This is a genomic window from Streptomyces sp. SCPE 10 (assembly GCF_051980735.1).
GTDB lineage: Bacteria > Actinomycetota > Actinomycetes > Streptomycetales > Streptomycetaceae > Streptomyces > Streptomyces misionensis.
On record NZ_CP197069.1, the window covers coordinates 4,854,321 to 4,867,438 of the forward strand.

16 protein-coding genes are annotated in these 13,118 nt (G+C 73.1%); 15 read left to right on the forward strand and 1 reads right to left on the reverse strand.

From position 1 onward, the window contains the following. Positions 1-76: 76 nt before the first annotated feature. From ACSP97_RS22620 to ACSP97_RS22685, 14 genes are all read left to right on the forward strand, one after another. Complete coding sequence (locus ACSP97_RS22620; protein WP_355145847.1) at positions 77-937, forward strand: hypothetical protein; 861 nt, start codon at positions 77-79, stop codon at positions 935-937. A gap of 57 nt (positions 938-994) precedes the next feature. Beyond that, positions 995-1,705, forward strand: coding sequence for a Flp pilus assembly protein CpaB (gene cpaB / locus ACSP97_RS22625; RefSeq protein ID WP_355145849.1), 711 nt, complete (start codon positions 995-997; stop codon positions 1,703-1,705). Between the two features lie 12 nt (positions 1,706-1,717). Continuing rightward, positions 1,718-2,950 (forward strand): AAA family ATPase, encoded by a 1,233-nt coding sequence (locus tag ACSP97_RS22630; protein WP_355145851.1) that lies wholly within the window; start codon positions 1,718-1,720, stop codon positions 2,948-2,950. A gap of 4 nt (positions 2,951-2,954) precedes the next feature. Next, positions 2,955-3,335 carry a TadE/TadG family type IV pilus assembly protein gene (locus ACSP97_RS22635; RefSeq protein WP_355145853.1) on the forward strand — a complete coding sequence of 127 codons (381 nt, stop codon included), beginning with the start codon at positions 2,955-2,957 and terminating at the stop codon, positions 3,333-3,335. A gap of 1 nt (position 3,336) precedes the next feature. After that, positions 3,337-3,678, forward strand: coding sequence for a TadE/TadG family type IV pilus assembly protein (locus ACSP97_RS22640; protein ID WP_440553990.1), 342 nt, complete (start codon positions 3,337-3,339; stop codon positions 3,676-3,678). A gap of 13 nt (positions 3,679-3,691) precedes the next feature. Further along, a complete protein-coding gene (locus ACSP97_RS22645; RefSeq protein WP_355145857.1) occupies positions 3,692-5,029 on the forward strand; it encodes a CpaF family protein in 1,338 nt (445 codons plus the stop codon). An 8-nt stretch (positions 5,030-5,037) separates the two neighbouring features. Further along, positions 5,038-5,985, forward strand: coding sequence for a type II secretion system F family protein (locus ACSP97_RS22650; protein ID WP_355324063.1), 948 nt, complete (start codon positions 5,038-5,040; stop codon positions 5,983-5,985). A gap of 11 nt (positions 5,986-5,996) precedes the next feature. After that, positions 5,997-6,884 (forward strand): DUF5936 domain-containing protein, encoded by an 888-nt coding sequence (locus tag ACSP97_RS22655; RefSeq protein WP_355145861.1) that lies wholly within the window; start codon positions 5,997-5,999, stop codon positions 6,882-6,884. A gap of 65 nt (positions 6,885-6,949) precedes the next feature. Next, positions 6,950-8,209, forward strand: coding sequence for a sensor histidine kinase (locus tag ACSP97_RS22660; protein WP_440558469.1), 1,260 nt, complete (start codon positions 6,950-6,952; stop codon positions 8,207-8,209). Between the two features lie 13 nt (positions 8,210-8,222). Next, positions 8,223-8,957, forward strand: a complete 735-nt coding sequence (locus ACSP97_RS22665; protein ID WP_440553994.1) for a response regulator — start codon at positions 8,223-8,225, stop codon at positions 8,955-8,957. A gap of 125 nt (positions 8,958-9,082) precedes the next feature. After that, positions 9,083-9,280: a Flp family type IVb pilin gene (locus tag ACSP97_RS22670; RefSeq protein WP_070029141.1), complete on the forward strand. Its 198-nt coding sequence runs from the start codon at positions 9,083-9,085 to the stop codon at positions 9,278-9,280. After that, positions 9,277-9,870, forward strand: coding sequence for a pilus assembly protein TadG-related protein (locus ACSP97_RS22675; RefSeq protein ID WP_382072323.1), 594 nt, complete (start codon positions 9,277-9,279; stop codon positions 9,868-9,870). Before ACSP97_RS22670 ends, ACSP97_RS22675 begins: the two co-directional genes overlap by 4 nt. Positions 9,871-9,903: 33 nt before the next feature. Then, positions 9,904-10,479, forward strand: a complete 576-nt coding sequence (locus ACSP97_RS22680) for a hypothetical protein (protein WP_355145865.1) — start codon at positions 9,904-9,906, stop codon at positions 10,477-10,479. A 10-nt stretch (positions 10,480-10,489) separates the two neighbouring features. Then, the gene (locus ACSP97_RS22685; protein ID WP_355145867.1) at positions 10,490-11,113 is read left to right on the forward strand and encodes an OmpA family protein; all 624 of its coding nucleotides are present in this window, start codon (positions 10,490-10,492) and stop codon (positions 11,111-11,113) included. A 5-nt stretch (positions 11,114-11,118) separates the two neighbouring features. Here ACSP97_RS22685 and ACSP97_RS22690 read toward each other — a convergent pair whose 3' ends face one another. Then, entirely contained in the window at positions 11,119-11,496 is a 378-nt protein-coding gene (locus ACSP97_RS22690; protein WP_440553997.1) for a DUF192 domain-containing protein, read from the reverse strand. 296 nt (positions 11,497-11,792) lie between these two features. Between ACSP97_RS22690 and ACSP97_RS22695 the strand changes: the two genes are divergently transcribed. Then, the gene (locus ACSP97_RS22695; RefSeq protein ID WP_440553999.1) at positions 11,793-12,575 is read left to right on the forward strand and encodes a class I SAM-dependent methyltransferase; all 783 of its coding nucleotides are present in this window, start codon (positions 11,793-11,795) and stop codon (positions 12,573-12,575) included. The last annotated feature ends 543 nt before the right edge of the window (positions 12,576-13,118 follow it).

Genomic DNA, 13,118 nt, shown 5'->3' on the forward strand with positions numbered 1-13,118 from the left:
GACGCTGTTCTCCGGCCACACACCCGTGGATACAGTGCTCAGGTAGTCACGCAGTGAAGTCACCGGGGAGCGGCGCGTGCCAACAGCCATTGCCGTGACCAGTGCCGACCTGGCACTGCCGCCACAGGACGAACGCACCATGCCCGCCGTCGTGCTGGACGGCCTCGACGGGCGCCCGCTCGATCACGCGCTCACCGAACTGCACGCCCTCGTCGAGCGGCACGGACACGTCGTCGTCGTGTGCTCCGCGGCCACCCCGGAACCCGTCGTGCGCCGCCTGTACACCCTGCGCTCGCTGCTGGAGAGCGACCGCATCGCCCTGTTCCGGCCCGACTTACCGCCCCTCGGGGTCGCCGTCCTCGCCCGCCAGTTACGGCAGCTCGCCTCCTGCGACCTCAGCCCCGGGGTGCTCGCCTCCGCCGGGCGGCTGCTCGCCCACTACATCCACGCCGGCGCCGTCCTCGGCTCCGTCGCCCGGCTGGACCGGGTGCCGGTCGGACTGAAGGCGCACGCCAAGTCCTGGATGCCGGGCACCCGGTTCGCCGTACTCGCCCACCCCGAGCCCCAGTTCGTCAAGGCCGTGCCCGGCGCCACCCTCAAGGGCCCCGAATTCCCCACCTGGCTGCTCCTCGCCAAGGGGCAGCTGCCCGGCGACTGGGCCGCCGGACTCGGCGCCCAGTGGCAGGCCCAGGGCGTGCGCGAGACCCCGCTGCCCGCCGAATCCCGCACCTGGTGGGGCACCGGCCGCCTGATCGAGTTCTGCGGCCACCTGGACGACCTCTCCGTCCTGTACCAACTGGTCACCTCCGTACGGCAGTCCACCTGCCACTGGTGCGGACTCGACGTCATCGGCGACCGCTGCGTCTTCTGCTCCGCCGTCCCGCCCGCCCACGAGCCCGCCACACCCCGCGCCCTCGAACCCCGCACGCCCGCCTGACCCGAGCACACGTCCATATCCCGAACGACCGACTCCCCCAACGAGGTTGCACGGTTCATGAACTCCCGTCAGCGCCGCGGCGTGCTCCTGCTGATCCTGTCGGTCCTGTGCGCTCTCGGCGCGTTCGCCGGCGTGCTGTCCGTCGTCCACGACGTCGACTCCAAGGTCGGCCCCGAGGTCACCGCCTACCGGGTGCGTTCCGACGTCAAGCCGTACACCGCCCTGGACGCGGGACAGTTCGAGAAGATCCGGATGCCCAGGCGCTGGCTGTCCGGAACCGCCGTCACCGATCTGCGGCAGATCCAGGGCAAGACCGCCGTCACCACGCTGCGCGCCGGATCGCTGCTGCAGAGCGACATGATCGTGGACCAGCCCGCCCTCCAGCCGGGGCAGCAGGAGGTCGCCATCATGATCGACGCGGCGACCGGCGTGGCCGGGAAGATCACCCCCGGGTCGAGGGTCAACGTCTACGCCACCTTCGCCGGGAAGAAGGAGGGCGACCCGGACCAGTCGAAGATCATCGTGACCGACGCGCGCGTCCTCGACGTCGGCCGGATCACCGCCCTCGACCCCGACGCCGCCAAGAACGGCCCGCAGCAGCCCAGCGAGGCCGTGCCCATCACCTTCGCGCTGTCCACCCTCGACGCCCAGCGCGTCACCTACGCCGAGTCCTTCGCCCAGCGCGTCCGGCTCGCGCTGGTGGCGCCCGGCGGCGACGGCGGCGTGCCGGACAAGGACCGCACCTACGAACTCGCCACGGACAAGTGAGAGGCGGCCCGCATGCCGACCAGGATCCTCCCGGCGGGCGCCGACCCGGACGCCGTCCGCTCCCTCGTCACCCTGCTCAGCCAGCTGCCCGACGCCGAGCCGCAGCCGCCGCTGACCGACTCCACCCAGCTGGTCGACGCCCTCGCCCGGCTCGCCGCCGAGTCCGTGGACGAACTCCCCGAGGTGCTCGTCGTCCACGAACGCATCGGCCCCGTCCCGGCGTTGGAGCTGGTCCGGGAGATCGCCCTGCGCTTCCCGGCCGTCGGCGTCATCCTCGTCACCAGCGACGCGAGCCCCGGCCTGTTCGCCGCCGCCATGGACTCCGGCGCCCGCGGACTGGTCGCGCTCCCGCTGTCGTACGACGAACTGGCGGGCCGGGTGCAGGCCGTCGCCCAGTGGGCGACGGAGGTACGGCGCCACCTCGGGCACGGCGGGGAGGCGGCGGGCGGCGGCGGGGGCACCGTCGTCACCGTCAGCGGCGCCAAGGGCGGGGTGGGGGCCACGCTCACCGCCGTGCAGCTGGCGCTCGCCGCGCAGGCCTCCGGGCGGCCCACCGCCCTGGTCGACCTCGACCTCCAGTCCGGCGACGTCGCCTCCTACCTGGACATCCAGTTCCGGCGGTCGGTGGCCGACCTCGCCGCGATCACGGACATCTCCCCGCGCGTCCTCGCCGACGCCCTCTTCCGCCACGACACCGGACTGTCCCTGCTGCTCGCGCCCGGCGAGGGCGAACGCGGCGAGGAGGTCACCGACCGGGCCGTCCGGCAGATCGTGCGCGCCCTGCGCTCGCGCTACGAGGTCGTCGTCGTCGACTGCGGCGCCCAGCTCGGCGGGGCCGGCGCCGCCGCGGTCGAGACGGCGGACACCGCGCTGCTGGTCACCACGCCGGACGTGATCGCCGTACGCGCCGCCAAGCGGACCGTGCGGATGTGGGACCGGCTCCAGATCCGCAAGGCCGAGGAGACCACGACCGTCGTCAACCGGCACAGCCGGCACACCGAGATCCAGCCCGCCCTGGTGCAGCGGATCACCGGCACCGCACTCGCGCGCACCGCCGTCCCCGCCCACTTCAAGGAACTCCAGGCGGTGGTGGACGCCGGGCGGGTGCACGAACTCGACGGCCGCAGCACCGTGAAGCAGGCCCTGTGGGCGCTCGCGGGGGAGCTGGGGCTGGCACGGGCGGCCGAGGGCGCGCACCGGGGCCCGGCGCGCGCGCCCGGCGGCTTCCGGCGGCGGAAGGAGTGAACCGATGACACGGCGGGGCGCGGACGAGGGCCAGGTGAGCATCGAGTTCCTCGGGATGACACCGCTGATCCTCCTGACGCTGGTGCTCATGTGGCAGGCCGTGCTGGTGGGGTACACCTTCACGCTCGCCGGGAACGCCGCGGACGAGGCGGTACGGGCGGGTACGGCGGCGGCGCCGGGCGGCGCCCGCGAGGCGGCCTGCTCGGCGGCCGGGCGCAAGGACCTGTCGGCGGCGTGGCGGGCGAACGCGGCGGTGCGCTGCGGCGGCTCCGGCTATGTGACGGCCGATGTCTCCCTCAAGGTCCCGGTGCTCTTCCCGGGCCTGGCCTCCTTCCCCTTCACGGTGCACGGCCACGCGGGAGCGGTGGAAGAGGTGAAGGACTGAGATGGCGCACAGGAGAGACCGCGACCGGGGACAAGTCGCCCTGGAATACCTCGGGTTCGTGCCCGTCCTGCTGCTCGTGGCGCTCGCCGGCATCCAGCTCGGCGCCGTCGCCTACGCCGCCGAGCAGGCCGGTACGGCGGCCCGGGCCGGGGCGCGGGCCGCGTCGCTGCGGCAGGACGCCCAGCAGGCGTGCGCCGCGGCGGTCGGCGGCGGGATCGACGTGCGCTGCTCGTCCGGCGGCGGGGGCGGCTCCGTGACCGTGACCGCCACCGTCCGCATCCCGAAGATCGTCTGGAGCTTCGGCGACGCCACCAAGTCCGCCACCATGCCGCTCGACCACTGAGGAGCAGGGGACCATGAGCCTGCGCGCACGCATCAGCACTCCGGAGGAGCACGGCAGCCGGGGCGAGGACGGACACCTGGTCGCCGCCTACCGGGCCAAGCTGCTGGAGGAGATCGACCTCGCGGAGATGGGCTCGCTGGCCGCCGCCGACCGGCGCAGCCGGCTGGAGCGGGTGCTCGGCCACATCATCAGCCGCGAGGGACCGGTGCTGTCGACGGTCGAGCGGTCCCAGCTGATCCGGCGGGTGGTGGACGAGGCACTGGGCCTCGGCATCCTCGAACCGCTGCTGGAGGACGCTTCGATCACCGAGATCATGGTGAACGGCCCGGACGCCGTCTTCGTGGAGCGGGCCGGCCGGGTGGAGCAGCTGCCGCTGCGGTTCGTCTCCACCGACCAGCTGATGCAGACCATCGAGCGGATCGTGTCGACCGTCAACCGCCGGGTGGACGAGTCGAATCCGATGGTCGACGCCCGACTGCCGTCCGGCGAGCGCGTCAACGTCATCATCCCGCCGCTGTCGCTGACCGGCCCCGTCCTCACCATCCGCCGCTTCCCGCGCTCCTTCACCCTCCAGGAGCTGATCGGGCTGGGCTCGCTGGCCGAGCCGATGGTGTACCTGATGGCGGGGCTGGTACGGGCGAAGTTCAACATCATCGTCTCGGGCGCGACCGGCACCGGCAAGACCACCCTCCTCAACGCCCTGTCCGGACTCATCCCGCCGCACGAGCGCATCATCACCATCGAGGACTCCGCCGAACTCCAGCTCCAGCAGCACCATGTGGTCCGGCTGGAGTCCCGGCCGCCCAACGTCGAGGGCAAGGGCCAGGTCACCATCCGCGACCTGGTCCGCAACTCGCTGCGGATGCGGCCCGACCGGATCGTGGTCGGCGAGGTCCGCGGCGGCGAGTCCCTCGACATGCTCCAGGCGATGTCCACCGGCCACGACGGATCGCTGGCCACCGTGCACGCCAACAGCGCCGAGGACGCCCTCACCCGGTTGCAGACCCTCGCCTCCATGTCCGACGTGGAAGTGCCCTTCGTCGCCCTGCACGACCAGATCAACAGCGCGGTCGACGTGATCGTCCAGCTCACCCGGTTCGCCGACGGCGCCCGCCGTATCACCGAGATCGCCCTGCTCGACAGCCACGGCGGGGAGCCGTACCGGCTCGCCACCGTCGCCCGCTTCGACGCCCGGCCGATGACCGCGGACGGCCGGGTGCATGGCGACTTCGCCTACTTCCCGCTGCCCCGCCGCACCGCCGACCGCCTCCACATGGCGAGCCAGCCCGTCCCCCAGGCCTTCGGCGTCGCCCGCACCGCCGACCAGCTCGCCACCCGAGAAGCCAGGTAGGCCCCCACATGGAACTCCACACCCTCGTCCAGCTCACCCTCGGGGCGACGCTGCTGGCCTGCGTCCTCGCGGTGGCCGGCGTGCACAGCCACGCCCGGGGCCGGGCCCGGCGCGCCGCCCTCGTGGACCGCCTCTCGCACACCGGGCCGCCACCCGCCGCCCCCGGCCGCAGGCGGTACTTCCGCGACCTCGACCGGCGACTGCGCCGTACCCGCCCCGGCCGCCGGCTCGAACGGCGCCTGGCCGCCACCGGACTGGACGTCACGCCGGGCGAGTTCTCCGTCGCCCTGCTGGTCACGGTCGCCGCGCTCTGGCTGATCGGACAGGCCGCGCTCGCCCCCTTCTTCGGGCCGATCGCCGGGCTGCTGGGCGTGTGGGCGGCGGTGCAGTTCCTCAACTGGCAGCGGCAGCGCCGCATCGAGCGTTTCATCGGCCAGCTCCCCGAACTCGCCCGCATCCTGGCCAACGCCACCCAGGCCGGACTCGCCCTGCGCACCGCCATCGGGATGGCCGCAGAGGAGCTGGAGGCCCCGGCCGGCGAGGAACTGGCCAAGGTCGCCGACCAGTTGTCCGTCGGACACTCCCTGGACGACGCCCTCGGCGAGCTAGCCGACCGGCTGCCCTCGCGCGAACTGGTCGTCCTCGTCACCACGCTGGTCCTCGCCAACCGGGCCGGCGGCCAGGTCGTCTCCGCCCTGCGCAACCTCACCGAGACCCTGGAGGAACGCAAGGAGACCCGGCGCGAGATCCGCACCCAGCTGTCCCAGGTGACCATGACGTCGTACGCCGTGCCCGCGCTCGGCGTCGGCGCGCTGTTCCTGATGAACGGCGTCCGCGACGGCGCCCTGGCCCGGATGACCGGCTCCCCGGCCGGCCAGATCTGCGTGCTGATCGCCTTCGCGCTGTACGCCGTCGGCTTCGTCCTCATCCGGCGGCTCAGCCGCATCGACGTCTGAGGAGGCACGCCATGGCCCTGCTGCTCGCCCTGCTGGCGGGCGCCGCCGTCTGGGGGATCTTCACCGGCGTGCGCATGTACCGCGCCGACGCCAAGCTCCCCGGCGACCTCGCCATCGCCCTGGAGGTGGGCGCCACCCGCACCGGCGCGATGGGCTCCGTCATCGACCGCATGGGCATGCGCTACGCCCCGCTGGTGCTCCGCCTGATGGGCCCCCGCCTGGTCGCCAGGTACCGGCGCCGGATCGACCTCGCGGGCAACCCGGGCGGTCTGACCATCGACCGCTACGCCGCCCGCCGCGCGGTCTACGGCGTCCTCGGCGGGGTCGGCTGCCTGGTGTTCCTGCTGCGCGGCCAGTGGTTCGTGGCCGTACTGCTGCTGCTCTTCGGCGCGTTCTGGACCGAGGTCGGCATCTGGTCGGCGATCCGGGTGCGCAAGGACGTCATCGAGCGGACCCTGCCCGACTTCCTGGACGTGCTGGCGGTCGTGGTCAGCGCCGGGCTCGGCTTCCGGCAGGCGCTGGACCGGGTCGCCTCCCGCTACGAGGGTCCCTGGGCCGACGAACTGCGCATCACCCTGCGCCAGATGGACCTCGGCATGAGCCGCCGCCAGGCCTTCGCGGAACTGCGCCGGCGCAACGACTCCGAGCAGGTCGCCATGTTCGTCACCGCGCTCCAGCAGGGCGAGGAACTGGGCGCGCCGATCGTGGACACCCTCGTCTCGCTGGCCAAGGACATGCGCCGCACCGACGCCCAGAACGCCCGCCGCAAGGCCGCCCGCGCGGTGCCCAAGGCCACGCTGATGATCACCACGTTCATGGTCCCGGCGACGATGCTGCTGCTGGGCGCGGGACTGCTGCTGGGTTCCGGGGTGGACTTCGGATCGCTCACGGGGAAGTGAAGGGCGTGACGGCCGGGCGGGTCGAGCGGTTGAGGGGGGTGACGAGGAGGTGTGTCACGGGACTTCTGGGGTCGGCGGGGCGCGCGGACGAGCCGCCGTCGGAGCAGGTGCAGGTCCGGGCGTTGCAGGCGCTGTGCCGGCAGGTGTTCGGCTTCCGGCTGGCGATGATCGTCGTGGCGGCCCCCGCGGCCCTGCTGAACGCTGCCCCCGGCCTGGGCGTCCGCCTGGTCGGCGCGGCCGTGATCGTCACCTTCATGGTGTCCTACGTGCTCTTCCGCGACTGGGAGCGCTTCGGCCCCCTGCTGCTGCGCCACCCCGGCCTGCTGGCCGCCGACACCCTCTTCGGCTCCCTCCTGCTGGTCTCGGCGGGCCCGGACACCACCCTCGCCTACGTCGGCGTCTGCACCCCGCTGCTGGCCGGCCTGCTCTACAGCTGGCGCGGGGCGGCCTGCTTCGCCTCCCTCCAGGCGCTGATCCTGTTCGTCGTCCACCTCACCCTGAAGGCCGGCCGCGACGCCTCCGTGGCCGAGGCACTGCTGCTGCCCGGCCTGTGCGTCGTCGCCGGTGCCATGGGCTCGACCCTGCGCGGCCTGATGCTCCGCTTCGGCGCCGCCACCGAGGCGCTGACGGCGGTACGGGCGCGGCTCGCGGCGGCGGAGGCGGTGAGCGCCGAACGGGCCAGGCTGGCCCGGGAGATGCACGACTCCCTGGCCAAGACCCTGTACGGGGTCGCGCTCGCCGCCGACGGCCTCGCGGCCACCGCCTCGGCCGCCGACCCCGACCCGGACCGGCTGCGGGAACAGGCCGAACTGGTCTCCCGCTCGGCCCGCCGGGCGGCGGCGGAGTCCCGGGAACTGCTGACGGACCTGCGCCGCGAACCGGCCGGCTCGGCCCCGCCCTTCTGGTCCGAACTGGCCGCCGTCGTCGGCGACTTCGCCGCCCGTACGACCCTCAAGGTGACCTGTGCCTGCCCGGACCCCCCGGACACCCTGCCCGCGCTGTCCGCCGACCGCTCCCGCGCCCTGCTGTCCATCGCCACGGAGGCCCTGGAGAACGCCCAGCGGCACGCGGAGGCGACCCGGGTGGACGTGCGGGTCGCCGTCGACGGCGGGCTGCTGCGCCTGACCGTCCACGACGACGGCCGCGGCCTCCCGCCCGGCACCACGCTCGAACACCTGCGGTCCTCCGGCCACTTCGGCCTGCTCGGCATGGTCGAACGGGCCGCCCAGGCGGGCGCCCGCATCCGCGTCGGCCGCGGCACCCACACCCGGGGCACGGAGGTACGCGTCGAACTCCCCCTGCCCGCCGCCCTCTCCAGCCCCTGAAAGGAGGCACACCATGCGCCCGCACGTGTTCCCGCCGCCGGCCCGGCTGCGGCTGCTGGTGGCCGACGACAACCCCGTGGTGCGCGCCGGCCTGACCGCGCTGCTCGCGGACCGCGCGGACACCACCGTGGTGGCGGAGGCGATGGACGGCCGCGAGGCGTACGAGGCCGCGCTGCGGCACCGCCCGGACGTCGTCCTCCTCGACGTCCGCATGCCCGGGGTCGACGGCCTGTCGGCTCTGCCGCACCTGCTGCGCCTCGCGCCCGTCATGATGCTCACCTACAGCCACGACTCGCGGACGGTGCGGGAGGCACTGCGCCTGGGGGCCGGGGGGTACCTGGTGCACGGCGAGTTCACCACCGAGCAGCTGGTACGGGCCGTACGGGACGTCCACGAGGGCAGGCCGCACGTCACGCCCGGCGCGACCAGGGCATTACTCGACGAACTGCGGGGAAGTGCACCTGCACACGCGGAAGCTCAACTCCCTTCCACGAGCGTCCAAAATACGCTCCTACCTCCTTCACAATTGCAATCCGCTATGGGACAGTCGTCCCGGTCGCGGTTCCGGCTGAGTGTCAGGGAGGCGGAGATCATGGACCTCATCGCGTCCGGCATGACCAACCAGCAGATCGCCGCCGTCTGCTTCATCAGCGAGAAGACGGTCAAGAACCACATCAACCGCATCTTCGCCAAGCTCCAGGCCACCACCAGGTCCCAGGCCGCCGCGAAATGGCTGGGGGTGGCGTGAGATGACCGCCCGCGCCGACGCCAACACTCCGCGATGGGCCCACGGTTGGGCCCAGGGACCCTCGGCCGACCGGCGCACCCCGCCGTACGGTGCCGGGATCGGAGACGAGGCTGGAGGGGACAACCGTGAGCAGATGGTTCAACACCACGGTGACGTATCTGATGACCCGCGCCGCCCGCGGCGACCGGGGGCAGACGGCGGTGGAGTACCTCGGCATCATCGCGGTGGTCGTGGCGATCGTGCTGGCGATCACCGGGACGAGCATCGGGCAGACGATCTACGACGCGATCACCTCGAAGATCTCCGAGGTCACCGGCGGCTGACCCGGCCGGGCCGGGACGCAGGGCAGGCCTTCCCCATCTATCTCACGGTGGTGGCGGGCCTGCTCTTTCTTGCGTTCGCCTACCTCGCGGTCGGCCAGGCCGCGGTGAACCGGAGCGGCGCCCAGACGGCCGCCGACGCCTCGGCGCTCGCGGCGGCCCAGGACGTGCGCGACCAACTCGCCGGCCAGTGGCTGAAGGTGCTGCGGGACCCGGCCAAGTGGCAGGACGTCTTCGACGGCCGGACGCCGGTCCTCGGCGACCCCTGCGCCCGGGCCGGAGAACTCGCGGCCCGCAACGACGCCCGGCTGACCGCGTGCTCCCCGGCGGGCCCGCTGAAGTACCGGACCGAGGTGCGCACGGACAAGTCCGTCGGCCGCTCGGTCGTACCCGGGACCGAGAAGTTCAGGTCGACCGCCTCCGCCACCGCCGAGATCGAACCGCTGTGCACCTTCGAGCTCCCGGCCGAGGGCGCCGCCAAGGCCCCGCTGCCCCGGCTCGCCTGCAAGGACAAGGTGTGGGACCCCAAACCGGACGATCCGTCGGGACTCCCCGGGCCCGACGACCTCTTCGACGTCCATCTGGCCGACTGACAAGCGAACGACGAGTGACGAGGGAAGCGGATGATGAGCATGCGGTTCACCGCGAGAGCCCGCAGAGGGACGGCCGCGCTGGCCGTCGTGGCCGCTCTGGCCGGCGGTGCGGCCGGCTGCGGCGGCGGTGGCGACGACGGCAAGCGGCCGGACCACCCGGCATCCGCTGCCAGGACGACCGGGTCGAACCCCGGCACCCAGGAGGGCCGGTCGGACCAGCCGCTGGCCGAACTGCGGGGCTCCGACGGGCTCGGCCTCCAGATCACCTCCGCGCAGCGGGACTCCGGCGGATTCGTCACCGTCGACGGCACCCTGAAGAACGACGGCTCCCAGAGCGTCGTCATCCCCTCCGCGCTGAGCGGCAACGAGACCGAGATCATCAAGAACGGCCGGTCACTGGGCGGGGCCACACTGGTCGACCCGAAGGGCAAGAAGCGGTACTACGTGCTGCGGGACACCGACGGCCGCCCGCTGACCACCACCGGCTTCTCGACCCTGCGGGCCGGTGACACCCTCGCCGTCTTCATGCAGTTCCCGGCGCCGCCCGTGAACGAGGTGGAGTTCCAGCTGCCCACCTTCTCCTCCGCCACCCTCCACATCTCCGGTTGAGGGGCGCGCCGTGACCACCCGACCCCGTCTCGCGCTCACCCTCGCGGCCGCGGCCCTCCTGCTCGGCGCGGTGCCCGGCTCCGCGCACGCCACCGGCACGGACCCCACCGAACCTCCCGACACCGCACCGTCGGCCGCCGCCCCGGTGAAGATCGACCCCCATGATCCGGACCTCAAGCTGCCGGAGGGCGCCACCCTGGCCACGCCCAAGGTGCTGGACATCAAGTCGGTCGTGGAGGACCAGAGCGGGGACGAACGCCGCGAGGACACCAACGCGGACGTCACCTTCGCCCTCCAGGCGGAAGTCCTGTTCGGCAAGGACAGCTCGTCGCTCGGCGCCGACGCCAAGGCCCGCATCGCCGCGATCGCCGACGAGATCCGAAGGCAGCACGCCACCCAGGTCCGGGTCTTCGGCTTCACCGACGACCTCGGCTCCTCGGCCCACGGCATCCTGCTCTCCCGGCAGCGTGCCAACGCCGTCCAGTCGGTCCTCGCCCAGGACCTCGGCAGCCCGGACATCACCTTCGAGGTCCGCGGCTACGGCGAGCAGTACCCGATCGCCGACAACTCCACGGAGGAGGGCCGCCGCAAGAACCGCCGGGTGGAGGTGTCCTTCCCGCGCACCGCGCGGTGACCGCGTCACCCGTCCGCCGTCAGCTCCACCCGCACCCCGGCCCGCACCCCCCACCCCGCCATCGCGCCCGCCTCCGCCTCCAGCACGTGCCGGGCGCGCGGGCGGGGCAGGCCCAGGCGGCCGGGGCGCATGGTGCGCACCGACAGGACGGTCAGCCGGCGGTCCAGGTAGGCGACGTCGATGGGGATGCGCATGCCGAAGGTGTGCACCGAGTTCGCCGGGGACAGCAGCATGGCGCCGTCGAGGGAGGTCCGGCCCAGCAGGCCCCGGGTGCGGGCGCGGTAGGAGGCGGCGATCTCCAGCGGGACGGTGATGTCCCGGGCGCCGGTCCCGCCGGGCACACTCAACGTGCCCCGGCCGTCCCGCCAGCGTCGTCGTGCCATGTTTCCTCCGCGGTCGACGGGCGTGCTCGGCAAAGCGTTCGTACCCTCCCCTTCTCCCCACCGGGACGACCTTCAAGACCGGACCCGGAGTCGTGTTCCGGCCCCGGCTGCCGCCCGAGCCGCCGAGGGGGCCCGGCGCGGGCGTCGCCGGGGACGCGGCCGCCGTGGCCGGTGCAGTACGGCGGCCGACCGAGGTCCGCGCCGACACCGTCGTCCGGCGACCGACGTCCGACGAAGCCGACCCCGGGCGAAAACCACAGGCCCCGGCCGCTCGCCCTCTGCCATCATCGATGTCCATGACCGGGAAGCCGTCGTTCGCCGAACTCGTGGCCGAGGGGGCCGCCGTGCCCACCGAGGGGTGGGACTTCTCGTGGTTCGAGGGGCGGGCCACCGAGGCCCGGCCCTCGTGGGGGTACGCCCGCTCGGCGGGGGAGCGGCTGAGCCGCGCCGAGGCCGCGCTGGACGTCCAGACCGGCGGCGGCGAGGTGCTGGCCTTCGCCCTCGACTCGGCCGCCCCGGCCCGGCCGGCGCTGATCGCCGCCACGGAGGGCTGGGCGCCGAACGCGGCCAAGGCCACCGCCCTGCTGCGGCCGCGCGGCGTGGTGGTCGTCACCGCCTCGGACGACGCGCCGCTGCCGTTCGCCGACGAGGCCTTCGACCTGGTGCTCAGCCGGCACCCGGTGACGCCCCACTGGGCCGAGATCGCGCGGGTGCTGCGGCCCGGCGGCACGTACTTCGCCCAGCACGTCGGGCCCGCCAGCGTCTTCGAACTGGTCGAGTACTTCCTCGGGCCGCAGCCGCAGTCCGCGCGCGGCGCCCGCGACCCGCAGCGGGAGCGGGCCGCGGCCGAGGCGGCGGGCCTGGAGATCGTGGGGCTGCGGGCGGAGCGGCTGCGGATGGAATTCCGTGACATCGCCGCCGTTGTCCACTTCCTGCGCAAGGTCGTGTGGATGGTGCCCGGGTTCACCGTCGAGGCGTATGAGCCCCAACTGCGGTCGCTGCACGAGCGGATCGAGCGGGAGGGCCCGTTCGTCGCGCACAGCGCGCGGCATCTCGTGGACGCACGCAAGCCCCGTTAGGCCCTCCGCCGGGGTGCGGTGTCCACATCGTTATCGAACACTGTTCACACCAGCCCCACCCGTCACGTAAGTTCAGACCAACGCAATTCGCGCCCGCAAAGCAGCGCGAGGGGTACCGCGCAGTGGAGGGGGCTGCGCGGTGCCGTGGCGCCCGGTGATCGCCCTCCCGGTGCGCGAGGGAGCCGTCAAGGCGTCGTTCGCTGACCGGGTAGCCCATCGGAGGGAACCTCGGGCAACACGCCGATGTGACCACAAGACGGCGCAAACTCTTCGGATTCATTCGTATCCGACCGGTTTCCCCTGGGATTCCGCTGTGAAATGGCCGTGAGGCCCCCCGGAATCCATCATTCCCCGGCCATCAGGGCGTCCCCATATGATTGCGGAGAGTAGTTTTAGCCCGCCGATGCCTCCATTTCCCCTCACGAAGGGTTATGGTGGAAACCCCCCCTCGGGCCGGTCCGTCTCCCCCCCACGGACCGGCCCGTTTTTTCTTGGCCGCGAACGGGAACCACCGGGCGCCCGGCGCGCGTCCCAAGGTCGAGG

Excerpts from the sequence above, each read along its gene's own strand:
- ACSP97_RS22655 (WP_355145861.1), top strand. The coding sequence starts at position 5,997 with ATGGCCCTGCTGCTCGCCCTGCTGGCGGGCGCCGCCGTCTGGGGGATC.
- ACSP97_RS22690 (WP_440553997.1), bottom strand. The coding sequence starts at position 11,496 with ATGGCACGACGACGCTGGCGGGACGGCCGGGGCACGTTGAGTGTGCCC.
- ACSP97_RS22695 (WP_440553999.1), top strand. The coding sequence starts at position 11,793 with ATGACCGGGAAGCCGTCGTTCGCCGAACTCGTGGCCGAGGGGGCCGCC.
- ACSP97_RS22665 (WP_440553994.1), top strand. The coding sequence starts at position 8,223 with ATGCGCCCGCACGTGTTCCCGCCGCCGGCCCGGCTGCGGCTGCTGGTG.
- ACSP97_RS22645 (WP_355145857.1), top strand. The coding sequence starts at position 3,692 with ATGAGCCTGCGCGCACGCATCAGCACTCCGGAGGAGCACGGCAGCCGG.
- ACSP97_RS22640 (WP_440553990.1), top strand. The coding sequence starts at position 3,337 with ATGGCGCACAGGAGAGACCGCGACCGGGGACAAGTCGCCCTGGAATAC.
- ACSP97_RS22635 (WP_355145853.1), top strand. The coding sequence starts at position 2,955 with ATGACACGGCGGGGCGCGGACGAGGGCCAGGTGAGCATCGAGTTCCTC.
- ACSP97_RS22650 (WP_355324063.1), top strand. The coding sequence starts at position 5,038 with ATGGAACTCCACACCCTCGTCCAGCTCACCCTCGGGGCGACGCTGCTG.
- ACSP97_RS22680 (WP_355145865.1), top strand. The coding sequence starts at position 9,904 with ATGAGCATGCGGTTCACCGCGAGAGCCCGCAGAGGGACGGCCGCGCTG.
- cpaB (WP_355145849.1), top strand. The coding sequence starts at position 995 with ATGAACTCCCGTCAGCGCCGCGGCGTGCTCCTGCTGATCCTGTCGGTC.
- ACSP97_RS22630 (WP_355145851.1), top strand. The coding sequence starts at position 1,718 with ATGCCGACCAGGATCCTCCCGGCGGGCGCCGACCCGGACGCCGTCCGC.